The following is a 25093-nucleotide window of genomic DNA, read 5'->3' as shown; positions in this document are numbered from 1 at the left end:
TCCGTTACAAAATTCTTTCCTTTCATAGGTAAAAATGATAAAATAAAACATATTAAACAAGAGGAGTGTCACATGACAAAAGCTAACTTTGGTGTCGTTGGTATGGCCGTAATGGGTCGTAACCTTGCCCTAAATATCGAATCTCGTGGTTATACAGTTGCCATTTACAACCGTAGTAAAGAAAAAACAGAAGACGTAATTGCTTGCCATCCTGAAAAGAACTTTGTGCCAAGCTATGACGTGGAAAGCTTTGTAAACTCAATCGAAAAACCTCGTCGTATCATGCTGATGGTTCAAGCTGGACCTGGTACAGACGCAACTATCCAAGCTCTTCTTCCCCACCTTGACAAGGGTGATATCTTGATCGATGGAGGAAACACTTTCTACAAAGATACTATCCGTCGTAATGAAGAACTAGCAAACTCAGGTATCAACTTTATCGGTACTGGAGTTTCTGGTGGTGAAAAAGGTGCCCTTGAAGGTCCTTCTATCATGCCTGGTGGACAAAAAGAAGCCTACGAATTGGTTGCTGATGTTCTTGAAGAAATCTCAGCTAAAGCACCAGAAGATGGCAAACCATGTGTGACTTACATCGGTCCTGATGGAGCTGGTCACTATGTGAAAATGGTCCACAACGGTATCGAGTATGGTGACATGCAATTGATCGCAGAAAGCTATGACTTGATGCAACACTTGCTTGGCCTTTCTGCAGAAGACATGGCTGAAATCTTTACTGAGTGGAACAAGGGTGAGTTGGACAGCTATTTGATCGAAATCACAGCTGATATCTTGAGCCGTAAAGACGATGAAGGTCAAGATGGACCAATCGTAGACTATATCCTGGATGCTGCAGGAAACAAAGGAACTGGTAAATGGACTAGCCAATCATCTCTTGACCTTGGTGTGCCATTGTCGCTTATCACTGAGTCAGTATTTGCTCGCTACATCTCTACATACAAAGAAGAGCGTGTGCATGCTAGCAAGGTCCTTCCAAAACCAGCTGCCTTCAAATTTGAAGGTGACAAGGCTGAGTTGATTGAAAAGATCCGTCAAGCTCTTTACTTCTCAAAAATCATCTCATACGCACAAGGTTTTGCTCAATTGCGTGTGGCTTCTAAAGAAAATAACTGGAACTTGCCATTTGCGGACATCGCATCTATCTGGCGTGATGGCTGTATCATCCGTTCTCGTTTCTTGCAAAAGATCACAGATGCCTACAACCGCGATGCTGATCTTGCCAACCTTCTCTTGGATGAATACTTCTTGGATGTTACTGCCAAGTACCAACAAGCAGTGCGTGATATCGTAGCTCTTGCTGTTCAAGCTGGTGTACCAGTGCCAACTTTCTCAGCAGCTATTACTTACTTTGATAGCTACCGTTCAGCTGACCTTCCAGCTAACTTGATTCAAGCGCAACGTGACTACTTTGGTGCCCACACTTACCAACGTAAAGACAAAGAAGGAACATTCCACTACTCTTGGTATGACGAAAAATAAGTAGGTCTGCCATGGTGAAACGGATTTTATTACTTGAGAAAGAACGAAATCTCGCTCATTTTCTCAGTCTGGAACTCCAAAAAGAGCAATACCGTGTTGATCTGGTCGAGGAGGGGCAAAAAGCCCTCTCCATGGCTCTCCAGACAGATTATGACTTGATTTTACTGAATGCTCGTCTGGGGGATATGACGGCCCAGGATTTTGCAGAGAGGCTGAGTCGGACAAAACCAGCCTCAGTGATCATGGTCTTGGACCATCGCGAAGAATTGCAAGACCAGATTGAGACAATCCAGCGCTTCGCCGTTTCTTACATCTATAAGCCAGTGATTATTGATAATCTAGTAGCTCGTATTTCAGCGATTTTCCGAGGTCGGGACTTCATTGACCAACACTGTAGTCAAATGAAGGTTCCAACGTCTTACCGCAACCTACGTATGGATGTAGAACATCATACCGTTTATCGTGGCGAGGAGATGATTGCTCTGACGCGTCGTGAGTATGACCTTTTGGCCACTCTCATGGGAAGCAAGAAGGTCTTGACTCGTGAGCAGTTGTTGGAAAGTGTTTGGAAGTACGAAAGTGCGACAGAAACCAATATCGTGGATGTTTATATCCGTTATCTACGTAGCAAGCTTGATGTAAAAGGTCAAAAAAGCTACATTAAAACCGTGCGTGGTGTTGGTTACACCATGCAAGAATAGAAAAGCAGTTGCAGCTTTGTAACTGCTTTTTTTGAGAAGTTTCTATATATTGACATACAATAAAGTCTTTGCTACAATCAGTTATGGAGGAAAGATCTAATGAAAAGATTTAAAATAATGATGCAAGTTGGACTAGCCGTCTTTTTCTTTGCTTTGCTAGCGACAAGCACCGTCTTTGCGGATGATGCTGATTCAGAAGGCTGGCAATTTGTCCAAGAAAATGGTAGAACCTACTACAAGAAGGGTGATATCAAAGAAACGGCCTGGAGAGTGATTGATGGCAAGACCTATTATTTTGATCATGTATCAGGCGAGATGGTTGTTGGATGGCAGTATATTCCCATGCCAGATAAAGGTAGTACAATTGGTCCTTACCCAAATGGCATCAGATTAGAATATATGCCCATGTCAAGATGGTACTACTTTAATCAAGATGGCGTACTACAAGAGTTTGTTGGTAAGCAAGTTTTAGAAGCGAAAACTGCTACAAATATCGATAAATATCATGGTGAACAATATGATAGCCCAGCAGAGAAACGAGTCTATTATTTTGAAGACCAACGAAGTTATCACACCTTAAAAACTGGTTGGGTATATGACGACGGGCAATGGTATTATTTACAAAAGAATGGCGGATTCGAATCTCGTATCAACAGTTTAAAGGTCGGAGAACTAACGCGTGGCTGGATAAACGATGATTCGACTTGGTACTATCTAGATCCAACAACCGCTGCAATGCAAAGGGGTTGGCAATATCTTGGTAATAAATGGTACTACCTCCGTTCATCAGGAGCTATGGCGACTAGCTGGTATCAAGAAGGTTCAACTTGGTATTATCTTGATACACAAAATGGTGATATGAAGACAGGGTGGACTTATGTTGGTAACAAGTGGTACTATCTCCGTTCATCAGGAGCAATGGCGACTGGCTGGTATCAGGAAGGTTCGACTTGGTATTATCTACATACAAGTAATGGCGATATGAAGACAGGCTGGTTCCAGGTTAATGGTAAATGGTACTATGCTTACAGCTCCGGTGCTTTGGCAGTGAATACGACCGTAGAAGGCTATTCGGTCAACTATAATGGCGAATGGGTCCAATAATGAAAGAGGCGATTGTGAAGGAAACAATCGCTTTTTTTGTGAAAATATAATAAAATAGATAGGAGAAAATACTACTGTATGAAATGAGACGGTCTTTCCGTCTGGTTAAAGGAAAACATGACAAAAAAAGTTGGTGTCGGTCAGGCACATAGTAAGATTATTTTAATAGGAGAGCATGCTGTTGTATACGGCTATCCTGCTATTTCTCTGCCTCTCATAGAGGTGGAAGTGACTTGTAAGGTGGTCCCTGCTGAAAGTCCATGGCGTCTTTATGAGGAGGATACCTTGTCTATGGCAGTGTACGCTTCGCTTGAGCATCTAAATATCAAGGATGCTTGCATTCGTTGTCAGATTGACTCAGCTATTCCTGAAAAACGGGGGATGGGTTCGTCAGCAGCTATCAGCATAGCGGCCATTCGTGCGGTTTTTGACTATTATCAGGCAGAACTTCCTCATCATGTACTAGAGATCTTGGTCAATCGAGCTGAGATGATTGCCCATATGAATCCGAGTGGTTTGGATGCCAAGACCTGTCTCAGTGATCAACCTATTCGCTTTATTAAAAACGTTGGATTTACAGAGCTTAAGATGGAACTATCTGCTTATTTGGTCATTGCAGATACGGGCGTGTATGGTCACACTCGTGAAGCCATCCAAGTGGTTCAAAACAAGGGGAAGGATGCCCTACCGTTTTTGCATGCCTTGGGAGAATTGACCCAGCAAGCAGAAGAGGCAATTAGACAAAAAGATGCTGAAAAACTAGGACAAATATTCAGTCAGGCACATTTACATCTAAAAGAAATTGGTGTCAGTAGCCCTGAGGCAGATTCCCTCGTTGAAACGGCTCTGAGCGACGGTGCTCTGGGAGCCAAGATGAGTGGTGGTGGGTTAGGAGGCTGTATCATAGCCTTGGTAGCCAATCTGGACCAAGCAGAAGAACTAGCAAAACGATTAGAAGAGAAAGGAGCTGTTCAGACATGGATCGAAAGCCTGTAACAGTACGTTCCTACGCAAATATTGCCATTATCAAATACTGGGGAAAGAAAAAAGAAAAAGAGATGGTTCCTGCTACTAGCAGCATCTCTCTGACTTTGGAAAACATGTACACAGAGACGACCTTGTCGCCTCTACCAGCCCATGCGACGCCTGATGCATTTTACATCAATGGTCAACTCCAAAATGAGGCGGAGCATGCCAAAATGAGCAAAATCATTGACCGCTACCGTCCAGAAGGTGAGGGATTTGTCCGTATTGATACCCAAAACAATATGCCAACGGCAGCGGGCCTGTCCTCAAGTTCTAGTGGTTTGTCCGCCTTGGTCAAGGCTTGCAATGCTTATTTTCAGCTTGGTTTGAATCGGAGTCAGTTGGCGCAGGAGGCTAAGTTTGCCTCAGGTTCTTCCTCTCGCAGTTTTTATGGACCACTAGGTGCCTGGGATAAGGATAGTGGGGAAATTTACCCTGTAGCGACAGACTTGAAACTAGCTATGATTATGTTGGTGCTAGAAGACAAGAAAAAACCGATTTCTAGCCGAGATGGGATGAAACTCTGTGTGGAAACCTCGACGACCTTTGATGACTGGGTGCGTCAGTCTGAAAAAGATTATCAGGAGATGCTGGTTTATCTAAAAGAAAATGACTTTACCAAAGTTGGGGAATTGACTGAGAAAAATGCCCTTGCTATGCACGCTACGACAAAAACAGCATCACCAGCCTTTTCTTATCTGACGGATGCAAGCTATGAAGCCATGGACTTTGTTCGCCAGCTTCGTGAGCAAGGGGAGGCCTGCTACTTTACCATGGATGCTGGTCCCAATGTCAAGGTCCTCTGTCAGGAGAAAGACTTGGAGCATTTATCAGAAATCTTTGGTCAACGTTATCGCTTGATTGTGTCAAAAACAAAGGATTTGAGTCAAGATGATTGCTGTTAAAACTTGCGGAAAACTCTATTGGGCGGGTGAATATGCTATTTTAGAGCCAGGACAGCTGGCCTTGATAAAGGCGATACCTATCTATATGAGGGGAGAGATTGCCTTTTCTGATAGCTACCGTATCTATTCAGATCTGTTTGATTTCGCAGTGGACTTGACGCCAAATCCTGCCTACAGTTTGATTCAAGAAACGATAGCTTTAGTGGAAGATTTCCTCGCTGATCGTGGTCAGACCTTGCGACCTATTTCTTTGGAAATCCGAGGAAAAATGGAACGGGAAGGCAAAAAGTTTGGTCTAGGCTCTAGTGGCAGCGTCGTTGTCTTGGTTGTCAAGGCTCTGCTGGCTCTGTATAATCTTTCGATTGATCAGGATCTCTTGTTCAAGCTGGCTAGCGCGGTCTTGCTCAAGCGAGGAGACAATGGCTCTATGGGAGACCTTGCCTGTATTGTGGCAGAGGATTTGGTTCTTTACCAGTCATTTGATCGAAAGAAGATAGCTGCTTGGTTGGAAAAAGAAAACGTGGCGACAGTTTTGGAGCGTGATTGGGGCTTTTCTATCTCACAAGTGCAACCAGCCCTAGAATGTGATTTCCTAGTGGGATGGACCAAGGAAGTGGCTGTATCAAGTCAAATGGTCAAGCAAATCAAGCAAAACATAGACCAGCTCTTTTTAACTTCCTCAAAAGCAACGGTAGCTGCTTTGGTAGAAGCCTTGGAGCAGGGGAATACAGAAAAAATTATCGAGCAGGTGGAAACAGCTAGTCGACTTTTAGAAGGTTTGAGCACAGATATTTACACTCCTTCGCTTAGAGAGTTAAAAATGGCCAGCCAAGATTTGCAGGCTGTTGCCAAGAGCAGTGGAGCTGGTGGCGGTGATTGTGGCATTGCCTTGAGTTTTGATGAGCAATCAACTGAAACCCTAAAAAACCGTTGGGCCAATCTGGGGATTGAGCTCTTATACCAAGAAAGGATAGGACATGACGACAAATCGTAAGGATGAGCATATCCGCTATGCCCTTGAGCAGAAAAGTTTTTATAATAGCTTTGATGAGGTCGAGTTAATCCACTCTTCGCTACCACTCTATGACCTAGATGAGATTGATTTGTCTACAGAATTTGCAGGACGTAAGTGGGACTTTCCTTTTTATATCAATGCTATGACGGGTGGAAGCGATAAGGGAAGAGAAATCAATCAAAAGCTGGCCCAGGTGGCAGAAGCCTGTGGGATTTTGTTTGTGACGGGCTCTTATAGTGCAGCCCTCAAGGATCCAAGAGATGACTCTTTTTCTGTCAAGTCCAGCCATCCAAATCTCCTACTTGGAACCAATATTGGATTGGACAAATCTGTTGACCTAGGACTTCAGACTGTGCAAGCGATGAATCCTTTGCTTTTGCAAGTGCATGTCAATGTTATGCAAGAATTACTCATGCCTGAGGGAGAAAGGAAGTTTAGAAGCTGGCAATCGCATCTAGCAGATTACAGTAAGCACATCCCTGTTCCTCTTGTTTTAAAAGAAGTCGGTTTTGGCATGGATGCTAAGACCATCGAGAGAGCCTATGAACTGGGTGTTCGAACGGTTGACCTGTCAGGTCGTGGTGGAACCAGCTTTGCCTATATCGAAAACCGTCGTAGTGGTCAGCGTGATTACCTCAATCAATGGGGGCAGTCTACTATGCAAGCCCTTCTCAATGCCAAAGACTGGAAAGATAAGGTCGAACTCTTGGCCAGTGGAGGTGTTCGGAACCCACTTGATATGATTAAGTGCTTGGTTTTTGGAGCTAAGGCTGTGGGATTGTCACGAACCGTTCTGGAATTGGTTGAAACCTACTCGATCGAGGAAGTGATTAGCATCATCCAAGGCTGGAAAGAAGATTTGCGCTTGATTATGTGTGCCCTTAATTGTGCTACCATAGCTGATCTGCAAAAAGTAGACTATATTCTTTATGGTAAACTAAAAGAAGCAAAAGATCAGATGTAGAGAGGTCGGGACAAGAATCCCGCCCTTTTTTGTAGCCTTTTGTCAACTGTGGTGGGCTGAAAGAACCTAGTTTGTAGGAGCGATTTCTGTCCTATCTCCTTTTTCCATCCTTAGACCGAGGTGACTTTTTTGAATTGTGATAAAATAGAAGGGAGAGGATGCATCTATGAAAAAATTTCAAATCTTTTTATTTATCGAAGCCTGTTTATTGACGGGAGCTCTGATTTTGATGGTATCAGAGAATTTTTCGCGTTTTTTGCTGATTCTATTCCTCTTTTTGCTTTTGATCCGCTATTATACAGGTAAAGAGGGCAACAACGTTTTCCTCCTTGTGGCGACCATTCTTTTCTTTTTCATCGTCATGCTCAATCCCTTTGTGATTTTAGCTATCTTTGTGGCAGTTATCTACAGTCTCTTTCTTCTTTATCCAATGATGAATCAAGAAAGAGAGGAGACCGACTTGGTCTTTGAAGAGGTGGTGACGGTAAAAAATGAACGCAATCCTTGGTTTGGCAATCTCCATCATTTCTCTAGTCACCAGACATGTCAATTTGACGATATCAACCTCTTTCGCCTCATGGGCAAGGACACCATTCATCTAGAAAGAGTTATCCTAACCAATCATGACAATGTCATTATCCTTAGAAAGATGGTCGGAACGACTAGGATTATCGTGCCCGTAGATGTGGAAATCAGTCTCAGTGTCAACTGCCTCTATGGAGATCTAACTTTCCTCCATCAACCCAAGCGAGCCCTTCGTAATGAACATTATCATCAGGAAACCAGGGACTATCTAAAGAGTAACAAGAGCGTCAAGATTTTCTTGACCAGTATGGTTGGCGATGTGGAGGTGGTCAGAGGATGAAAAAGCAATCCTATCTGATAATCGGCCTGACTTCTTTCCTCTTTATCCTTTTTTTGACTAATAGTTTACTTGATATTTTTGAGCTAGACTGGTCCTATTTGCTACAAGATATCGAGAAAACAGAGAAACTCATCTTCTTGATCTTGGTCTTTAGCCTTTCCATGACCTTCTTTTTTGCCCTCTTTTGGCGCGTGATAGAAGAAGTCTCTCGCAGAAAAATGCAAGTCAATCTCAAGCGACTGCTAGCAGGAAAAGAGGTGGTTGCCTTTGAAGATCCAGACTTGAATGCCAGTTTCCAATCCTTGTCTGGCAAGCTCAACCTCTTGACAGAAGCTGTTCAAAAGGCTGAAAATCAAAGCCTGGTCAAGGAAGAAGCAATCATCGAGAAAGAACGGAAGCGGATAGCACGTGATCTGCACGATACAGTTAGTCAGGAGTTGTTTGCGGCCCATATGATTTTATCAGGTGTCAGCCAGCAGGCTTTGAAACTGGATAGAGAAAAGATGCAGACCCAGTTGCAAAGCGTTGCAGCCATCCTAGAAACAGCCCAGAAAGATCTGCGGGTCTTGCTCCTACATTTGCGACCAGTTGAGTTGGAAGAGAAGAGTTTGATTGAGGGAATTCAAATCCTCTTAAAAGAGCTTGAGGACAAGAGTGATCTCAAGGTTAGTCTCAAGCAGAATGTGTCTAAATTGCCCAAGAAGATTGAAGAACATATCTTCCGTATTTTGCAGGAGTTGATCAGCAATACCCTCCGCCATGCCCAGGCATCTTGCCTAGATGTCTATCTCTATCAGACAGATGTTGAATTGCAGCTGAAGGTAGTGGACAATGGGATTGGTTTCCAGTTAGGGAGTTTAGATGACTTGAGTTATGGATTGCGAAACATCAAGGAGCGGGTCGAAGATATGGCAGGAACGGTTCAACTCTTGACAGCTCCCAAGCAAGGACTGGCGGTTGATATCCGTATTCCCCTGTTAGATAAGGAATTATAAGGAGTAGAGATGAAAATTTTACTTGTAGATGACCATGAAATGGTTCGATTGGGCTTGAAAAGCTATTTTGATCTCCAAGACGATGTGGAAGTTGTGGGCGAGGCTGCCAATGGGGCTCAAGGTATTGAGTTGGCCTTGAAACTGCGTCCAGATGTCATTGTCATGGATATCGTCATGCCTGAGATGAATGGGATTGACGCGACCTTAGCCATCCTCAAAGAATGGCCTGAAGCCAAGATTTTGATTGTAACTTCTTACTTGGACAATGAAAAAATCATGCCAGTCTTGAATGCGGGTGCCAAAGGTTATATGCTCAAGACTTCTAGTGCAGACGAACTGCTCCATGCCGTTCGTAAGGTGGCTGCTGGAGAGCTGGCTATTGAACAAGAGGTCAGCAAGAAGGTTGAATACCACCGTAATCATATGGAGCTTCATGAGGAGCTGACTGCGCGTGAGCGAGACGTGCTCCAACTCATCGCTAAGGGCTACGAAAATCAACGCATTGCAGATGAACTCTTCATCTCTCTCAAGACGGTCAAGACCCACGTGTCCAACATCCTAGCCAAGCTTGAGGTCAGTGATCGCACCCAGGCTGCGGTCTATGCCTTTCAGCACCACTTGGTCGGGCAGGAGGACTTTTAGATGAGTCTTGAAGATTTACTTGTGGAGCTAGAAGCAGCAAAAGATCCGAAAAAGGCAGGCCCCATGGAAGCCTATATGCGTCATCAATTTCCCTTTTTAGGTATTGCTGGTCCTGAAAGAAATGCCCTCTACAGAAAATACTTTCCAAGTGCGAAAAAAACAAAGCTGATCGATTGGAATTTTGTAGACACTTGCTGGGAAAAGGATGCTAGAGAATACCAGTATGTGGCTGCTAACTATTTGAAAGCCATGCAGTCTTATCTAACGAAGGACGATTTGCCTGAGCTTGAGCGTCTGGTCGTGACCAAGTCTTGGTGGGACACGGTAGATATCCTAGATCGAGTAGTAGGAAGTTTGGTGGCTAACCATCCGGAACTTGAAAAAGTGCTTTTAAAATGGAGCCTATCAGACAATATCTGGCTGAGACGAGTCGCTATTGACCACCAGTTGTTAAGGAAAGAGAAAACAAATGTCCAACTGATGGAAAAGATCCTGGTCAACAATCTGGACCAGACAGAATTTTTCATCAACAAAGCCATCGGCTGGGCTCTAAGAGACTACTCTAAAACCAATCCCGAATGGGTAGCACGTTATATTGAGAAAAATAAGAAACGAATGGCTGAACTTAGTATCAAGGAAGCGAGCAAGTACCTCTAGCACTATTGAAAAGCGCATTCATTACTTGAAAAAAGTCGCTATTATATGGTATAATGGACTGTATTAAAAATTTTAAGGAGAAATGACAGAATGTCTGTATCATTTGAAAACAAAGAAACAAACCGTGGTGTCTTGACTTTCACAATCTCTCAAGACCAAATCAAACCAGAATTGGACCGTGTATTTAACTCAGTAAAGAAAACTCTTAACGTTCCTGGATTCCGTAAAGGTCACCTTCCACGCCCTATCTTCGACCAAAAATTTGGTGAAGAAGCTCTTTATCAAGATGCAATGAACGCACTTTTGCCAAACGCTTATGAAGCAGCAGTAAAAGAAGCTGGTCTTGAAGTCGTTGCGCAACCAAAAATTGACGTGACTTCAATGGAAAAAGGTCAAGACTGGGTTATCACAGCTGAAGTCGTGACAAAACCTGAAGTAAAATTGGGTGACTACAAAAACCTTGAAGTATCAGTTGATGTAGAAAAAGAAGTGACAGACGCTGATGTTGAAGAACGTATCGAACGCGAACGCAACAACTTGGCTGAATTGGTTATCAAAGAAGGCGCTGCTGAAAATGGCGACACTGTTGTGATTGACTTCGTTGGTTCTATCGACGGTGTTGAATTTGACGGTGGAAAAGGTGAAAACTTCTCACTTGGACTTGGATCAGGTCAATTCATCCCTGGTTTCGAAGACCAATTGGTTGGACACTCAGCTGGCGAAACTGTTGATGTTGTTGTAACATTCCCAGAAGACTACCAAGCAGAAGACCTTGCAGGTAAAGAAGCTAAATTCGTAACAACTATCCACGAAGTAAAAGCAAAAGAAGTTCCAGCTCTTGATGATGAACTTGCAAAAGACATCGACGAAGAAGTGGAAACTCTTGACGAATTGAAAGAAAAATACCGCAAAGAATTGACTGCTGCGAAAGAAGAAGCATACAAAGATGCCGTTGAAGGTGCAGCAATCGATAAAGCTGTAGAAAACGCTGAAATCGTAGAACTTCCAGAAGAAATGATCCACGAAGAAGTTCACCGCTCAGTAAATGAATTCCTTGGAAACTTGCAACGTCAAGGTATCAACCCTGACATGTACTTCCAAATCACTGGAACTACTCAAGAAGACCTTCACAAACAATACGAAGCAGAAGCTGAGTCACGTACGAAGACTAACCTTGTTATCGAAGCAGTTGCCAAAGCTGAAGGATTTGACGCTTCAGAAGAAGAAATCCAAAAAGAAATCGAGCAATTGGCTGCAGACTACAACATGGAAGTTGCACAAGTACAAAACTTGCTTTCAGCTGACATGTTGAAACACGATATCACTATCAAAAAAGCTGTTGAATTGATCACAAGCACTGCAACAGTTAAATAATCTTAAAAGAGAAAAAGCCCACCTGACTAGGTGGGTTTTCTGTTGCACTATTTTCCAAAAATCTCTTTGAGGTCTGCATCTGTAATCCCGATCATGGCTGGGATGCTAGACCAGTTTTCCTCGGTGATGATGTAGGATTGTTCAGAGTCACTTGGTGTGGCAGTTTCAGAGAAGGCTTGTTTGCTTTCTTCAATATTAGTTTCAATTAAATCACTGAAACGCTCAATCAGATAGGTCTTGCGGGCAGTCCCGATATGCTTGACTGCATAGTCAAAGGCCTGTAATTCGCCAAGAAGGATGAGCTTGCTCTTGGCCCGTGTGATAGCTGTGTAGATGAGATTCCGCTCCAGCATGCGCTTGCTAGCACTGGTGATGGGCAGGATGACAACAGGAAACTCACTTCCCTGAGACTTGTGGATACTCATGGCATAGGCCAGACGGATCTTGTACCATTCGTTACGTGGGTAGATGACCTCATTGCCATCAAAATCAATGACAATCTCGTCTTGTTTGGACTCGGTGTATTTTCCAGGAATCAAATCTGTAATGTAGCCTAGGTCTCCGTTAAAGACATTGACTTCGGCGTCGTTGACTAGGTGAATGACCTTGTCCCCTGTTCGATAGTGACACTGAGTTGCTTCAAAGTTCACTTGCCCCTTTTGCTGAGGATTGAGCAGGTCTTGCATGAGTTGGTTGATGGCGTCAATACCAGCAGTACCTCGATACATAGGCGCTAGCACTTGAATATCTCGAGCCGGAATGCCACTTCTGAGGGCAGCACCGAGAATTTTCTCAATGGTAGCTGGGATATGGCCACTAGCGATTTCAAAGTAGGAACGGTCTGCCTTTTTCTGGGTAAAGTCAGCTGGCAAGATGCCTTGTCGAATCTGACTCGCCAATGTAACGATAGTTGATTCTTCGCTCTGACGGTAAATCCGTTCCAAGCGGGTCTGCGGAATCAGGGATATCTGGAGCAGGTCAGCAAGGACTTGTCCGGGACTAACAGAAGGCAACTGGTCACTGTCTCCCACGATAAGGATTTTACTGTTAGAGGAGATATTGGAGAAGAGTTGGTTAGCTAGCCAAGTATCCACCATAGAAAACTCATCCACGATGATGAAGTCGGCATCTAGATAATCTTCTAGATGACTGGTATCATCGTCTCCCGTCATCCCCAAATGGCGATGTATGGTCGCGCTAGGCAAACCTGTCAATTCATTCATGCGTCGAGCTGCACGACCAGTTGGCGCAGCGAGAAGGATAGGTAAGTTGCTTTTTTTACTGAGATCAAGCCCTTCTAAGAGGGCATAAACAGCGATAATCCCATTGATAACAGTCGTCTTACCTGTACCAGGCCCACCTGTCAGGATAAAGACCTTGTTCTGGATAGCGTCGCAGATAGCCTGCTTTTGAATGTCATCGTACTTAATCCCCAGTTCTTGCTCGACAGTAGAGATATGCTTGTGAATGGTTTCCAAATCCTGATTTTTCTGCTTTTCTTTTTCAAGGATACGAACCAAGTGACTGCGAATGCCTTCCTCAGCAAAAAAGAGGCTGTTATCAAAGATTTTGGTATCAATCTGCTGGACCTTATCTTCTTCGATCAGATGAGATAATTCCTGAGCAACTTGGCTGGGATCGAGTTCCACGGGACGGGAAGACTCTAGGAGAGTCAGGGTTTGTTCCAGCAAATCTCGGGCATCCATATAGGTATCGCCCGTATCCATACAGCCTTGAAAGAGACTGTGGACAAGGCCAGCGCGGAAGCGCTCAGGAGCTTGACTTTCGATACCTAGTTCGGCAGCTAATTGGTCAGCAATGGTAAAACCCAAGCCCTTGATATCCTCAACCAGTTGATAGGGATAATTTTCAACAATATCCAGCGTTTCTTCCTTGTAAAAATCTTGAATCTGAAAGGCTAGTTTATTGGGAATGCCGTAGTTGGCCAGTTTTGCCAAGACCATTTCTGTCCCATAGTTGAGACGGAGGGTGGAGACAAAAGCCTCACGGTTTTTGGCAGAGAGTCCTGAGATGCCTTCTAGCTTTTCAGGATGTTCCAGAATTTCATCAATAGTATTGTCACCATAGCTATCGACGATTTTCTGAGCAGTTTTGAGACCAATCCCCTTGAAATGACTGCTAGAAAAGTACTTGACAAGGCCCTTGCTAGTGGGGTTTGCCCGCTCGTAACGACTGATCTGTAGCTGTTCCCCATACTTGGAGTGCTGAACGATTTGCCCCCAAAAAGTGTAGTCTTCCCCTTCAATCACGTCCGCCATGGTTCCTGTAACGATGATTTCAAAATCGTCAAAGTCCTCTGCGTCCGTATCTTCAATATCTAGGAGGAGAATGCGATAAAAATTACTAGGATTTTCAAAAATAATACGTTCAATGGTGCCTGAAAAATAAACTTCCATAGGTTTCCTTTACATGAGTTCATGAGAGTTGGACCCTTAGCCACTTTGAAAAGCTAGATTACTTTAAGGTTTTCTCTCGCAATAGAAAAAGAGACTGAGACTTAGCATTCTCGGCCTCTTCCTTATCTTAAAAAGTTCCGATACGGTTAAGTGGCCAGAAACGGAATTTTGCTTCGCCTTTGATATCGCTGGCCTTGAAGGTACCAACGTGGCGGCTGTCGCTAGAGACTAGACGATCATCACCAAGGAGAAGGTATTCGCCTTGAGGGACAGTAAAGCTAAAGCTGGTGTTGGAATTGACATCGACTGTAAAGGCCTGTGCCTTTTGAGCAAGTTCTCTAAAGTAAACTCCCTTATTGCCTTCAAATCCTTTTCCAGTATAGGTGTTTTGCAACTTTTCTGTTTTGAACAAGTTGAGGTACTCAGCTAGGTAAGGTTCATTCGTTTCTTCACCGTTGATAAAGAGTTTGTCATTTTCGTAGCGGATGGTATCTCCAGGCATGCCGATAACCCTTTTGACAATGTCTTTATTTCCTTCTTCCTCATGCGCAACCACAATGTCGAAGCGGTCAATTGGGAGATGTTTAACAACGAAGAGAACTTCTCCGTCGGCTAGGGTAGGGTCCATAGAGTGTCCTTCTACACGGACATTGCTCCAAAGAAAGATACGGCTAAGACCGACCAGTGCGATAATCAGGAAGAAAACTCCCCATTCTTTTAGAAATGTTTTAAACGAATTCATAATTTACCTTTCTAGAAGTGTTTTGGCTTTTTCAGTGTTTTTAAAATGCAGTTTGGCGCAGAAATGAAGTCCCTTCATACCATAGGCTTGAAGGATTTTGCTAGCAACCTTATCAGATGCAGCTCCAGCGCCACTTGGCAGTTGATAGCCTAGTTCTCGTCCAAGATTCTCCAAGTTTTCGAGGAAGAGTTCACGCGCGATGATGGAGCTAACCGCAACAGACAGGTATTTGCCCTCGGCTTTTTCTTCTAAGCTAATTTTGTTTGGAAAACGGTTGGCTTCTTGCGCCAAGTACTTGCCATAGTTTTTAGGACTTGTAAAAGCATCAATCACGATTTTTTCTGGCTGGACTCCTTTTTGGAGCAGGAGAAAGATAGCCTGATTGTGAAGGGCAACTTTTACAGAAACAGCATTGTAACGCTCTCCGATAACTTCATTATACTTGCTAGGTGAAAGGAGGAGCGCTTGGTGCTGGATTTTTTCCTTGAGGATAGGGGCAATCTGACGAATCTTTTTGTCTGTCAGAGTCTTAGAATCCTCCACACCGAGTTTTCGCAAGAAGTCGTGCTGGTCAGGTGTCACAAAGGAAGCCACAACAACTAGCCCCCCAAAGTAGGAACCATTTCCCACCTCATCAGTCCCAATCATAGGAAAATCTTGTCCACTGTTTTCTTGTCGAACTTGATAACCAAAGAAACTAGCGTATTGCTCAGCAGCTTCGCCCTGCAGGAGGACTTTTCCAGAAGTATAGATGGAAACCGTTGCCTGAGGCAGTCGCAAAAAATAGCGAATATAAGGATTTTTACTAGGACTGAGAGCCTTCTGATACTGACTTAAAAAGCTCTGAATTTCCTGTTCACTTGGTGTGAGTGTGATACTTGCCATAGTCTCTATTGTACCACAAAAGCAGGAGAATTGGTAAAAACTGACAAAGTTAGCGAAATTTGGTATAATATCGTGAGGTGAATTTTATGGCAAATCTAAATCGATATAAGTTTACATTCGGGAAAAAGACATTAACCTTGACAACCGAGCATGACAACCTCTTTATGGAGGAAATTGCCAAGGTTGCGACTGAAAAATACCAAGCAATTAAAGAACAAATGCCTGGGGCGGATGATGAAACCATTGCGCTTCTTTTGGCGGTCAATTGTCTGTCTACACAGCTCAATCGTGAAATTGAATTTGATGACAAGGAGCAAGAGTTGTTAGAACTCCGCCACAAGTTGATTGCTGTTAAACAAGAACAGAGCAAGATTGAGGACTCCCTATGATTTCAATCCTACTCTTATTGGTTCTGGCTTGGGGCTTTTACATCGGCTACCGTAGAGGTTTGGTCCTGCAAGTTTATTATTTCCTCGTGGCAGTGATTTCAGCTTTTGTTGCGGGACAGTTTTATAAATCACTGGGAGAACACTTCCACTTACTTGTCCCTTATGCCAATCCTCAGGAAGGACAGGGCACCTTTTTCTTCTCTTCAGACCAGCTTTTTCACCTAGACAAGGTCTTTTATGCGGGTCTCGCCTACCTTCTAGTTTTCGGGATTTGTTATAGTATCGGACGTTTTATCGGTTTGTTCCTACACTTGATTCCAACTAAAAAGCTCGATGTCAAATGGTTCCGTATCGGAGCAGGCCTTTTATCTCTATTGGTAACCTTATTTGTCTTGCAAATGGCTCTGACTATTCTTGCAACGGTGCCTCTGGCAGTCATTCAAAATTCACTCGAAAAAAGTATAGTAGCCAAAAACATCATCCAAAGTGTCCCTTTTACGACAAACCTTATCAAACAACTTTGGGTGACAAATTTAATCGGATAAAAAGGGCGGGATTTTTCCTAGCCCTTTGTTTACAGATTGGACGACTAGGGTCAGGTGAAGTCCAAAAACCTCTAGCTACTACAATCTTGTAAACAAGTATACAAGGAAAGAATATGAATACAAAAATACTAGAAACCTTAGAATTTAATAAAATCAAAGCCTTGTTTGAACCTCATCTCTTGACAGAACAAGGACTAGAGGAGTTAAAAGGCTTGGCTCCAACTGCCAAGGTGGATAAGATCAAGCAAGCCTATACAGAGATGGAGGAAATGCAAGCCCTTTTTGTGGAGCAACCCCACTTTACCATCCTAGCGACACGTGAGATTTCAGCTGTCTGCAAGCGTCTGGAGATGGGGGCGGACCTCAATATTGAGGAGTTCCTGCTCCTCAAACGAGTCTTGTTTGCTAGCAGAGAGTTGCAAAGTTTTTATGCCAATCTTGAAAATGTACGCTTGGAGCAGTTGGCGAGATGGTTTGAAAAACTACATGATTTTCCACACTTGCAAGGGAGTCTTCAATCTCTAAATGATGCAGGATTTATCGAAAATTTTGCCAGTGAAGAGCTAGCACGCATTCGCCGGAAAATCCATGATAGCGAGAGTCAAGTTCGAGATGTCTTGCAAGACTTACTCAAGCAAAAAGCGCAGATGTTGACGGAAGGTATAATCGCTAGCAGAAATGGCCGTCAAGTCTTACCAGTCAAGAACACCTATCGCAATAAGATTGCGGGTGTTGTCCATGACATCTCTGCCAGTGGTAATACGGTCTACATCGAGCCACGTGAGGTGGTCAAGCTGAGCGAAGAAATCGCTAGTCTGCGAGCTGATGAACGCTATGAGATGATTCGTATCCTGCAGGAGCTCTCAGAACGGATCCGCCCTCATGCTGCTGAGATTGCTAATGACGCTTGGATCATCGGCCATTTAGACTTAATTCGTGCCAAGGTACGTTTCATCCAAGAAATGCAAGCAGTTGTTCCTCAACTTTCAGAGAATCAAGAGATTCAACTCCTTCATGTTCGCCATCCTTTGGTCAAGAATGCTGTCGCAAATGATGTACACTTTGGTAAGGAATTAACGGCCATTGTCATTACAGGTCCCAATACAGGTGGGAAGACCATCATGCTCAAAACCTTGGGCTTGACTCAACTCATGGCCCAGTCAGGCTTGCCCATTTTAGCTGATAAGGGAAGCCGTGTCGGTATTTTTGAAGAAATCTTTGCCGATATTGGAGACGAGCAGTCTATCGAGCAAAGCTTGTCTACCTTCTCCAGCCACATGACCAATATCGTAGATATTCTTGGCAAGGTCAACCAACATTCGCTCTTATTGCTAGATGAGCTTGGCGCAGGTACCGATCCGCAGGAAGGTGCTGCCCTTGCTATGGCTATTTTAGAGGATCTTCGTCTACGTCAGGTCAAAACCATGGCGACAACCCACTATCCAGAGCTTAAGGCTTATGGTATTGAAACAGCCTTTGTGCAAAATGCCAGCATGGAGTTTGATACAGCCAGCCTGCGTCCGACCTATCGCTTTATGCAGGGAGTTCCTGGACGAAGCAATGCTTTTGAAATTGCCAAACGCCTAGGACTGTCAGATGTCATCGTCGGGGATGCCAGTCAGCAGGTCGACCAAGATAATGACGTCAACCGTATCATTGAGCAATTGGAAGAGCAAACGCTTGAAAGCCGTAAACGCTTGGACAATATCCGTGAGGTGGAGCAAGAAAACCTCAAGATGAACCGAGCACTCAAAAAACTTTACAACGAGCTTAATCGTGAAAAGGAAACAGAGCTCAACAAGGCGCGTGAACAGGCTGCTGAGATTGTGGAACTCGCTCTAAATGAGAGTGACCAGATTCTCAAGAATCTTCACAGCAAGTCTCAACTCAAACCCCACGAAATCATTGAAGCCAAGGCTGAGCTGAAAAAACTGGCTCCTGAAAAAGTCGACTTGTCTAAAAACAAGGTCCTTCAAAAAGCCAAGAAAAACCGAGCTCCAAAGGTTGGAGACGATATCGTGGTTCTCAGTTATGGCCAGCGTGGAACCTTGACCAATCATCTTAAGGACGGCCGTTGGGAAGCCCAAGTTGGTTTGATCAAGATGACCTTGGAAGAGAAAGAATTTGACCTTGTTCAGAGCCAACAAGAAGCCTCAGTCAAGAAAAAACAAGTCAATGTCGTCAAACGTGCTTCTGGCCGTGGTCCGCAAGCGAGACTGGATCTCCGAGGCAAACGGTACGAAGAGGCTATGAATGAGCTGGACGCCTTTATCGACCAAGCCCTGCTCAATAACATGGCGCAAGTCGACATCATCCACGGTATCGGTACGGGAGTCATCCGTGAGGGCGTCACCAAATACCTGCAAAGAAACAAGCATGTCAAGAGTTTTGGCTATGCTCCACAAAATGCTGGAGGCAGTGGCGCAACCATTGTGACCTTTAAAGGATAGAGAGAAGAAGGATTCACTCTTTCAGAAAAAAGAAGTGAAAAGTCAAAAAGTTTCATAGAATATATTGACAAAGGCTAACTTTTCTTGTAGAATAATAAAAAATAAAATACCAACACCGAATGAAGTTTAATAGAAGTGGAGAAAGGTTTGTTTTCCATGACTGTAAATGGACGGAACTCTGGAGAGACCGTAAAGGCACCGAAGGGGCAAGGCAGGCAACTGCTCAAACTCTCAGGTAAAAGGACAGAGCTAGGATAGACCGCTTTTAGGCATTTATCTAAGCATTCCAGAGTACATGTATCTTGCATGTGCTCTTTCTTTTGGGGTTGAAAAGATAGGAGAAGGATATGTTAGAAATGCTTAAAGCCCTTGATGCTTTCGTTTGGGGGCCTCCCCTCTTGATCTTATTGGTCGGAACGGGTATCTATTTGACCATCCGACTAGGCCTTTTGCAGGTAGCTCGTCTCCCTAAGGCCTTTCAGTTGATCTTTATCAAGGATAAGGGGCATGGCGATGTGTCGAGCTTTGCTGCTCTCTGTACGGCTCTAGCAGCCACCGTTGGTACGGGAAATATCATCGGGGTCGCAACAGCCATTAAGGTTGGGGGACCAGGGGCCCTCTTTTGGATGTGGATGGCGGCCTTCTTTGGGATGGCGACCAAGTATGCCGAAGGCTTGCTGGCCATCAAATATCGCACAAAGGATGCAAATGGAGCTGTAGCTGGAGGACCCATGCATTACATCCTTTTGGGGATGGGAGAAAAGTGGCGTCCACTTGCTATCTTCTTTGCCCTAGCGGGTGTATTGGTAGCCCTTCTAGGGATTGGTACCTTTACCCAAGTCAATTCGATTACAGAATCCATTCAAAATACAGCCCAAGTTGATCCAGCTATCACAGCTCTGATTTTATCCATCTTGGTGGGTATTGCCGTCTTTGGTGGACTCAAATCCATATCAAAAGTTTCGACAGCAGTTGTTCCTTTTATGGCTATTGTCTATATTTTAGGGACTCTTACAGTTATTCTCTTTAATATCGAGAAAATCCCAGCCACACTTGCTCTCATCTTTACTTCAGCCTTTAGTCCAGCTGCTGCGGTAGGTGGTTTTGCAGGTGCCAGTATTCGGATGGCTATCCAAAATGGTGTGGCGCGGGGAGTCTTCTCTAACGAATCTGGTCTTGGTTCTGCTCCCATTGCAGCGGCTGCAGCTAAGACAAATGAGCCTGTCGAGCAAGGCTTGATTTCCATGACAGGAACCTTTATTGATACCCTTATTATCTGTACTCTGACAGGTCTAACAATCTTGGTAACTGGGGTTTGGAGTGGTGATTTGAATGGGGTTGCCTTGACCCAGTCAGCCTTTTCAACAGTTTTTTCACATTTTGGACCTTCCCTCTTGACCATTTTCCTTGTACTCTTTGCCTTTACGACGATTCTCGGATGGAACTATTACGGAGAACGCTGTTTTGAGTTTCTCTTTGGTGTTCGTTTTATCTGGCTTTACCGTGTAGTCTTTGTAGTCATGGTCTTGTTGGGAGGATTTATCGAGTTGGATATGGTCTGGATTATTGCAGATATCGTCAATGCCTTGATGGCTTTACCAAACTTGATTGCCCTCTTAGTCTTGTCGCCAGTCGTCATTGCTGAGACTAAAAAGTATTTTAAACACTAACCCAATCACACTTTTAGTGTGATTTTTTTCATTTCATAGACATTTCCTATCAAGGCGATTGAAAATATATATTATCCAAGGGGGAAATTCTATGATAGACTAAATGACAATAAAATGAAAAGAGGTTTCTTATGACAACATTTACCATCCACACAGTAGAATCAGCACCAGCAGAAGTAAAAGAAGTTCTTGAAACAGTACAAAAAGACAACAACGGCTATATTCCCAACCTAATCGGTCTCTTGGCCAATGCCCCAACCGCGCTTGAAGCCTACCGAACTGTCGGAGCTATCAACCGCCGCAATAGCCTGACACCAGTGGAACGCGAAGTAGTACAAATCACAGCTGCCGTAACCAATGGTTGTGCTTTCTGCGTCGCAGGTCACACAGCCTTTTCAATCAAACAAATCCAGATGAATGATGATCTTCTACAAGCTCTCCGCAACCGCACTCCGATTGAAACAGATCCTAAATTGGACACCCTAGCTAAGTTTACCTTGGCGGTCATCAATACCAAAGGGCGTGTAGGAGATGAAGCCCTTAGTGAATTTTTGGAAGCTGGCTACACGCAACAAAATGCCTTGGATGTGGTTCTCGGTGTTAGTCTTGCTAGCCTTTGCAACTATGCTAACAACCTAGCCAATACGCCAATTAATCCAGAATTGCAACCTTATGCATAAAAGGAGGAAAGAGTATGGGATTTTTTTCCGAAGAGTTTTTGAGCTGGTTGGACCAGCATGCTGATGAAATTGATAAACAGTCTTGTGAGGCTGGAGAGCAACTGATTGAAAGGATTGCAGCAGAAGGAGCTTTTCGTGTAGGTGTTCCAGAATCTCTCGGCGGTTCAGACGGAAGCGATCAAGATGTCATTGATATCCTTGCAGAACTTGCACAACATTCCTTGACGGCCTCCTTTATTTCTTGGGGACAACGCACCCTAATTGACAATATTCTCCATTCAGAGAATTCCTATTTGAAAGAAAACTATCTGGAAAAACTCTTGTCTGGTGAATATGCAGGCGCAACTGCCTTGTCTAATGCGGTCAAGTATTTATCTGATTTAGAAGAGCTGAATGTTTATATCATCGAAGAAAATGGACAATTTTATCTAAAAGGGCGACTGCCATGGGTAACCAATGCCCGTAGAAATCGTTTCTTAACCATTTTTGTAGCAGGTTTTGCTGATGATCCAAGTAAAAGTTATGTGGTGGCTGTGCCATCAGATGCAGAGAATTTTAGTCGTTCGGAAGACTTAGAATTCGTTTCTCTTCAGGGAGGAAACACGGCTGCTTTGACCTTTAATCGGGTTCCTTTAAAAGAAGAGTGGATTCTATCCAAGAACGCTAAAGAATTTTTAACTCAAAATCGTCCCGCATTTTTAGGTTACCAATTTGGTTTGGCTTTTGGTTTAGCTGAACGCTCTCTATCAGAAGTAGAAAAAGAATTGGGGAAACGAAGTGTATTAACAGATGAATGGCAATATCAGGTAGAGCAGTTAGATGCTATTCGACAAGCTCTTTATCAGGGATTGTCTGACCGGTCTTATTTCGTTACCAATCCGCGTGAACTCTTTCAGTTAAGAATAGACATTGTGGACATAGTTGCTCAAAGTCTGCTATTAGAGTTACAAGCTGGTGGAGGTAGAGGCTACTTTAGCAAATCAACATCTGGTTTTATCCGTCGTTGGAATGAAGGAGCCTTTCTTCCGATTGTTTCTCCAAGCGCTGTTCAGTTGCGCCATATCTTAGCAACGAGTTAAAAAATAGTAGAATAAAAACGAAGTTTGAATTTCCAACTTCGTTTTTTAAGTCCTCATTTAAGCGCTTTTATGCTATACTGAAATTAACATGATTATTGGAGGTTAGGATGAAAAAACTCCCCTTAGTATTTTCAGGTTGTTTGCTAGGTTTGGCAGGAGCTGGGAATCTCGTTTTAGATATGTTGCCGATTCTGTCCTATATATTGAGTCTGACAGGTTTGATTTTGTGGGTTTACTTTTTAATTTTGCATCTGTTTAATTGGAAAGAAACCAAGCAAGAATTGACCAAGCCCCCTCTTTTGTCAGGAATGGCAACCTTTCCCATGGCTGGGATGATTTTATCGACCTATGTCTTTCGCGTATTCCCTGCTCTTTCTTTGCTAGCACAAGGAATCTGGTGGTTTTCCTTTCTCTTGGATTTGACTTTGATTGCTACTTTTACCATCAAATTTGCCTGTCCGGGTCGGAGGGTCAATGCGACTCCAAGTTGGACGGTACTCTATGTGGGAATAGCAGTAGCAGCCTTGACCTATCCTCTTGTCGGAATCATTGAAATTGCCTATGCAACCTTGATTTTTGGTTTTGTCTTGACCTTCTATCTCTATCCGCTTATTTATAGCGATTTAAAGAAAGATCCACTCCCAGTGGCCTTGCTTGGACAGGAAGGAATCTACTGTGCTCCCTTTTCCCTACTCTTAGCTTCTCTAGTTCGAGTTGGAGGAGCAGGCCTACCGACTTGGCTCTTGATTGTCATGATTTTGGCATCTCAGTCCTTCTTTTTCTTTGTTTTAACTCGCCTACCTAATATTTTAAAACAAGGCTTTCAACCAGCCTTCTCAGCCCTCACCTTCCCAACCATTATCACAGCTACTTCGCTCAAGATGGCTCAGGGAATTTTGAAACTTCCATTTCTGGATTATCTGGTATTGGCTGAAACCGTTATTTGCCTCACTATTTTATTCTTTGTCTTGGGTGCTTATCTGATTTGGTTACGAAAAAAGGTCTAGCTATTTTCTAGCTAGGCCTTATTTTTTATGGTTTGATAACTTCAGCTCCACCCATATATGGACGAAGTGCTTCTGGAATGGTTACAGAACCATCTTCATTTTGGTAGTTTTCAAGAATGGCAGCCACTGTACGTCCAACTGCAAGTCCAGAACCATTCAAGGTGTGGAGAAGTTTCACCTTGCCATCTGCTTCATCACGGTAACGGATTTGGGCACGACGGGCTTGGAAATCTTCTGTATTTGAACAGCTTGAGATTTCACGATAGGTATTTTGGGCTGGAATCCAAACTTCCAAGTCGTAAGTCTTAGCAGCTGAGAAGCCCATGTCCCCAGTAGAGAGGGCAACGACACGGTACGGAAGATTGAGTTTTTGAAGGATGTTTTCGGCGTTTGCTGTCATTTTTTCCAATTCTTCGTAAGATTCTTCTGGTTTGGCAAATTTGACCATTTCAACCTTGTGGAATTGGTGCAGACGAATCAAGCCACGTGTATCACGACCAGCTGAACCAGCCTCAGAACGGAAAGATGGACTCATAGCGGTAAAGTAGATTGGTAGGTCTTTACCGTCAAGGATTTCATCGCGATAGTAGTTTGTCAAAGGCACTTCTGCGGTAGGAATAAGGACATAATTAGTGTCTTTCAATTCAAAAGTGTCTTCCTTAAATTTTGGATATTGACCAGTACCAAACATTGAGTCATGGTTAACAATGTAAGGTGTGATAACTTCCGTATAGCCTTCTTTACCATGCTCATCCAACATGAAGTTGTAGATAGCACGTTCCAAACGAGCCCCAAGTCCTTTATAGAAGAGGAAACGAGCGCCCGTTACTTTACCGCCACGTTCCCAGTCAAGGATACCAAGGTCTTCACCAAGATCCCAGTGAGCTTTTGGCTCGAAGTCAAACTCACGTGGAGTCCCCCAACGACGGACTTCCACATTGTCATCTTCATCAGCTCCAACAGGAACACTGTCAGCAGGGATGTTTGGAAGAGTAGTGGTAAATTCTGTCAATTTAGCATCGATGTCTGCCAATTCAGCATCCAAGGCTTTGACTTCAGCAGATAGGGTTTGCATCGCAGCAATCTTATCATCGGCATTTTCCTTGTTGCGCTTGGCTTGGGCAATCTCAGCAGAAACTGTGTTACGTTCTGCTTTGAGCGTTTCAACCTTGACCAAGATGTCACGACGTTTAGCATCGATTTCTTTCATCTCATTTAAGATAGCAGCATCTACACCACGTGTAGCTAATTTTTCAGCGACAGCATCAAAATCTGTGCGAATACGTTTAATATCTAACATAAGAACTCCTTTATGAAAAAAGCACACCTGACAAAGTGTTGGAGTGGCAGGGCCACGGTTCCATCCAACTTCACAGGTGTGCACTTGATTCTGTATTTAATTGTGAACAACGGTAGAATTTCACCTATCCCTCCTATCTGCTCGCAGCACCCGCAGACTTTCTGAAAGAAGGAAATAACTTACT

Annotated in this window: 23 protein-coding genes and 1 riboswitch; of the genes, 19 read left to right on the top strand and 4 right to left on the bottom strand. The window is 43.7% G+C overall.

Annotated features, from left to right (window positions below; all coding sequences use genetic code 11):
- The first annotated feature begins 72 nt into the window (after positions 1 to 72).
- The 12 genes from gndA to tig all read left to right on the top strand — a co-directional run bounded on the left by gndA (position 73) and on the right by tig (position 11745).
- Complete coding sequence (gndA, locus tag MP387_RS07570; protein WP_000158778.1) at positions 73 to 1497, top strand: NADP-dependent phosphogluconate dehydrogenase; 1425 nt, start codon at positions 73 to 75, stop codon at positions 1495 to 1497.
- An 11-nt stretch (positions 1498 to 1508) separates the two neighbouring features.
- Entirely contained in the window at positions 1509 to 2198 is a 690-nt protein-coding gene (locus MP387_RS07565) for a response regulator transcription factor (RefSeq protein WP_242746013.1), read from the top strand.
- Positions 2199 to 2297: 99 nt separating this feature from the next.
- On the top strand, positions 2298 to 3302 hold the full coding sequence (cbpJ, locus tag MP387_RS07560) for an N-acetylmuramoyl-L-alanine amidase family protein (RefSeq protein WP_242746009.1): 1005 nt from the start codon (positions 2298 to 2300) through the stop codon (positions 3300 to 3302).
- A 117-nt stretch (positions 3303 to 3419) separates the two neighbouring features.
- Positions 3420 to 4298 (top strand): mevalonate kinase, encoded by an 879-nt coding sequence (gene mvk / locus MP387_RS07555; RefSeq protein WP_242746001.1) that lies wholly within the window; start codon positions 3420 to 3422, stop codon positions 4296 to 4298.
- Positions 4280 to 5233 (top strand): diphosphomevalonate decarboxylase, encoded by a 954-nt coding sequence (gene mvaD / locus MP387_RS07550; RefSeq protein WP_242745999.1) that lies wholly within the window; start codon positions 4280 to 4282, stop codon positions 5231 to 5233. Before mvk ends, mvaD begins: the two co-directional genes overlap by 19 nt.
- Positions 5220 to 6227, top strand: coding sequence for a phosphomevalonate kinase (locus MP387_RS07545; RefSeq protein ID WP_242745997.1), 1008 nt, complete (start codon positions 5220 to 5222; stop codon positions 6225 to 6227). The genes mvaD and MP387_RS07545 overlap by 14 nt, the downstream gene beginning before the upstream one ends.
- Positions 6211 to 7212, top strand: coding sequence for a type 2 isopentenyl-diphosphate Delta-isomerase (gene fni / locus MP387_RS07540; protein WP_242745994.1), 1002 nt, complete (start codon positions 6211 to 6213; stop codon positions 7210 to 7212). The genes MP387_RS07545 and fni overlap by 17 nt, the downstream gene beginning before the upstream one ends.
- A 166-nt stretch (positions 7213 to 7378) precedes the next feature.
- On the top strand, positions 7379 to 8077 hold the full coding sequence (gene liaF / locus MP387_RS07535; protein ID WP_242745991.1) for a cell wall-active antibiotics response protein LiaF: 699 nt from the start codon (positions 7379 to 7381) through the stop codon (positions 8075 to 8077).
- Positions 8074 to 9072, top strand: coding sequence for an envelope stress sensor histidine kinase LiaS (locus tag MP387_RS07530; RefSeq protein ID WP_242745975.1), 999 nt, complete (start codon positions 8074 to 8076; stop codon positions 9070 to 9072). The genes liaF and MP387_RS07530 overlap by 4 nt, the downstream gene beginning before the upstream one ends.
- Before the next feature lie 9 nt (positions 9073 to 9081).
- Positions 9082 to 9714 (top strand): response regulator transcription factor, encoded by a 633-nt coding sequence (locus MP387_RS07525; RefSeq protein WP_042902850.1) that lies wholly within the window; start codon positions 9082 to 9084, stop codon positions 9712 to 9714.
- Entirely contained in the window at positions 9715 to 10371 is a 657-nt protein-coding gene (locus tag MP387_RS07520; RefSeq protein WP_242745970.1) for a DNA alkylation repair protein, read from the top strand. It abuts the gene before it with no gap.
- A 90-nt stretch (positions 10372 to 10461) separates the two neighbouring features.
- Entirely contained in the window at positions 10462 to 11745 is a 1284-nt protein-coding gene (gene tig / locus MP387_RS07515; protein ID WP_000116506.1) for a trigger factor, read from the top strand.
- Between the two features lie 47 nt (positions 11746 to 11792).
- Here tig and recD2 read toward each other — a convergent pair whose 3' ends face one another.
- The 3 genes from recD2 to rnhC all read right to left on the bottom strand — a co-directional run bounded on the left by recD2 (position 11793) and on the right by rnhC (position 15789).
- A complete protein-coding gene (gene recD2, locus MP387_RS07510; protein ID WP_242745968.1) occupies positions 11793 to 14162 on the bottom strand; it encodes an SF1B family DNA helicase RecD2 in 2370 nt (789 codons plus the stop codon).
- Between the two features lie 127 nt (positions 14163 to 14289).
- Positions 14290 to 14904, bottom strand: coding sequence for a signal peptidase I (lepB, locus tag MP387_RS07505; protein WP_001083995.1), 615 nt, complete (start codon positions 14902 to 14904; stop codon positions 14290 to 14292).
- Positions 14905 to 14907: 3 nt separating this feature from the next.
- Complete coding sequence (gene rnhC, locus MP387_RS07500) at positions 14908 to 15789, bottom strand: ribonuclease HIII (protein ID WP_242745966.1); 882 nt, start codon at positions 15787 to 15789, stop codon at positions 14908 to 14910.
- Between the two features lie 86 nt (positions 15790 to 15875).
- Between rnhC and zapA the strand changes: the two genes are divergently transcribed.
- The 7 genes from zapA (at position 15876) to MP387_RS07465 (ending at position 23609) form a co-directional block, all read left to right on the top strand.
- Entirely contained in the window at positions 15876 to 16178 is a 303-nt protein-coding gene (zapA, locus tag MP387_RS07495) for a cell division protein ZapA (protein ID WP_000002028.1), read from the top strand.
- The gene (locus tag MP387_RS07490) at positions 16175 to 16723 is read left to right on the top strand and encodes a CvpA family protein (protein ID WP_242745963.1); all 549 of its coding nucleotides are present in this window, start codon (positions 16175 to 16177) and stop codon (positions 16721 to 16723) included. Before zapA ends, MP387_RS07490 begins: the two co-directional genes overlap by 4 nt.
- A gap of 113 nt (positions 16724 to 16836) precedes the next feature.
- Positions 16837 to 19173 (top strand): endonuclease MutS2, encoded by a 2337-nt coding sequence (locus MP387_RS07485; protein WP_242745962.1) that lies wholly within the window; start codon positions 16837 to 16839, stop codon positions 19171 to 19173.
- Between the two features lie 168 nt (positions 19174 to 19341).
- Positions 19342 to 19430, top strand: a riboswitch (glycine riboswitch).
- 90 nt (positions 19431 to 19520) lie between these two features.
- Positions 19521 to 20843 (top strand): alanine/glycine:cation symporter family protein, encoded by a 1323-nt coding sequence (locus tag MP387_RS07480; protein WP_242745960.1) that lies wholly within the window; start codon positions 19521 to 19523, stop codon positions 20841 to 20843.
- Positions 20844 to 20974: 131 nt separating this feature from the next.
- Positions 20975 to 21523 (top strand): carboxymuconolactone decarboxylase family protein, encoded by a 549-nt coding sequence (locus MP387_RS07475; RefSeq protein WP_025171447.1) that lies wholly within the window; start codon positions 20975 to 20977, stop codon positions 21521 to 21523.
- Positions 21524 to 21537: 14 nt separating this feature from the next.
- Positions 21538 to 22602 (top strand): acyl-CoA dehydrogenase family protein, encoded by a 1065-nt coding sequence (locus MP387_RS07470; protein ID WP_242745958.1) that lies wholly within the window; start codon positions 21538 to 21540, stop codon positions 22600 to 22602.
- A gap of 107 nt (positions 22603 to 22709) precedes the next feature.
- Positions 22710 to 23609, top strand: a complete 900-nt coding sequence (locus tag MP387_RS07465) for a TDT family transporter (RefSeq protein WP_242745956.1) — start codon at positions 22710 to 22712, stop codon at positions 23607 to 23609.
- 25 nt (positions 23610 to 23634) lie between these two features.
- On the opposite strand, the gene serS is transcribed toward MP387_RS07465, so the two are convergent.
- Positions 23635 to 24909 (bottom strand): serine--tRNA ligase, encoded by a 1275-nt coding sequence (gene serS / locus MP387_RS07460; protein WP_125840349.1) that lies wholly within the window; start codon positions 24907 to 24909, stop codon positions 23635 to 23637.
- Positions 24910 to 25093: the final 184 nt, after the last annotated feature.

The organism is Streptococcus oralis, assembly GCF_022749195.1.
GTDB lineage: Bacteria > Bacillota > Bacilli > Lactobacillales > Streptococcaceae > Streptococcus > Streptococcus oralis_CI.
Note: the sequence above shows the minus strand (reverse complement) of the source record. Positions and strands in the feature narration are given on the sequence as shown.

Excerpts from the sequence above, each read along its gene's own strand:
- gndA (WP_000158778.1), top strand. The coding sequence starts at position 73 with ATGACAAAAGCTAACTTTGGTGTCGTTGGTATGGCCGTAATGGGTCGT.
- MP387_RS07565 (WP_242746013.1), top strand. The coding sequence starts at position 1,509 with ATGGTGAAACGGATTTTATTACTTGAGAAAGAACGAAATCTCGCTCAT.
- cbpJ (WP_242746009.1), top strand. The coding sequence starts at position 2,298 with ATGAAAAGATTTAAAATAATGATGCAAGTTGGACTAGCCGTCTTTTTC.
- mvk (WP_242746001.1), top strand. The coding sequence starts at position 3,420 with ATGACAAAAAAAGTTGGTGTCGGTCAGGCACATAGTAAGATTATTTTA.
- mvaD (WP_242745999.1), top strand. The coding sequence starts at position 4,280 with ATGGATCGAAAGCCTGTAACAGTACGTTCCTACGCAAATATTGCCATT.
- MP387_RS07545 (WP_242745997.1), top strand. The coding sequence starts at position 5,220 with ATGATTGCTGTTAAAACTTGCGGAAAACTCTATTGGGCGGGTGAATAT.
- fni (WP_242745994.1), top strand. The coding sequence starts at position 6,211 with ATGACGACAAATCGTAAGGATGAGCATATCCGCTATGCCCTTGAGCAG.
- liaF (WP_242745991.1), top strand. The coding sequence starts at position 7,379 with ATGAAAAAATTTCAAATCTTTTTATTTATCGAAGCCTGTTTATTGACG.
- MP387_RS07530 (WP_242745975.1), top strand. The coding sequence starts at position 8,074 with ATGAAAAAGCAATCCTATCTGATAATCGGCCTGACTTCTTTCCTCTTT.
- MP387_RS07525 (WP_042902850.1), top strand. The coding sequence starts at position 9,082 with ATGAAAATTTTACTTGTAGATGACCATGAAATGGTTCGATTGGGCTTG.
- MP387_RS07520 (WP_242745970.1), top strand. The coding sequence starts at position 9,715 with ATGAGTCTTGAAGATTTACTTGTGGAGCTAGAAGCAGCAAAAGATCCG.
- tig (WP_000116506.1), top strand. The coding sequence starts at position 10,462 with ATGTCTGTATCATTTGAAAACAAAGAAACAAACCGTGGTGTCTTGACT.
- recD2 (WP_242745968.1), bottom strand. The coding sequence starts at position 14,162 with ATGGAAGTTTATTTTTCAGGCACCATTGAACGTATTATTTTTGAAAAT.
- lepB (WP_001083995.1), bottom strand. The coding sequence starts at position 14,904 with ATGAATTCGTTTAAAACATTTCTAAAAGAATGGGGAGTTTTCTTCCTG.
- rnhC (WP_242745966.1), bottom strand. The coding sequence starts at position 15,789 with ATGGCAAGTATCACACTCACACCAAGTGAACAGGAAATTCAGAGCTTT.
- zapA (WP_000002028.1), top strand. The coding sequence starts at position 15,876 with ATGGCAAATCTAAATCGATATAAGTTTACATTCGGGAAAAAGACATTA.
- MP387_RS07490 (WP_242745963.1), top strand. The coding sequence starts at position 16,175 with ATGATTTCAATCCTACTCTTATTGGTTCTGGCTTGGGGCTTTTACATC.
- MP387_RS07485 (WP_242745962.1), top strand. The coding sequence starts at position 16,837 with ATGAATACAAAAATACTAGAAACCTTAGAATTTAATAAAATCAAAGCC.
- MP387_RS07480 (WP_242745960.1), top strand. The coding sequence starts at position 19,521 with ATGTTAGAAATGCTTAAAGCCCTTGATGCTTTCGTTTGGGGGCCTCCC.
- MP387_RS07475 (WP_025171447.1), top strand. The coding sequence starts at position 20,975 with ATGACAACATTTACCATCCACACAGTAGAATCAGCACCAGCAGAAGTA.
- MP387_RS07470 (WP_242745958.1), top strand. The coding sequence starts at position 21,538 with ATGGGATTTTTTTCCGAAGAGTTTTTGAGCTGGTTGGACCAGCATGCT.
- MP387_RS07465 (WP_242745956.1), top strand. The coding sequence starts at position 22,710 with ATGAAAAAACTCCCCTTAGTATTTTCAGGTTGTTTGCTAGGTTTGGCA.
- serS (WP_125840349.1), bottom strand. The coding sequence starts at position 24,909 with ATGTTAGATATTAAACGTATTCGCACAGATTTTGATGCTGTCGCTGAA.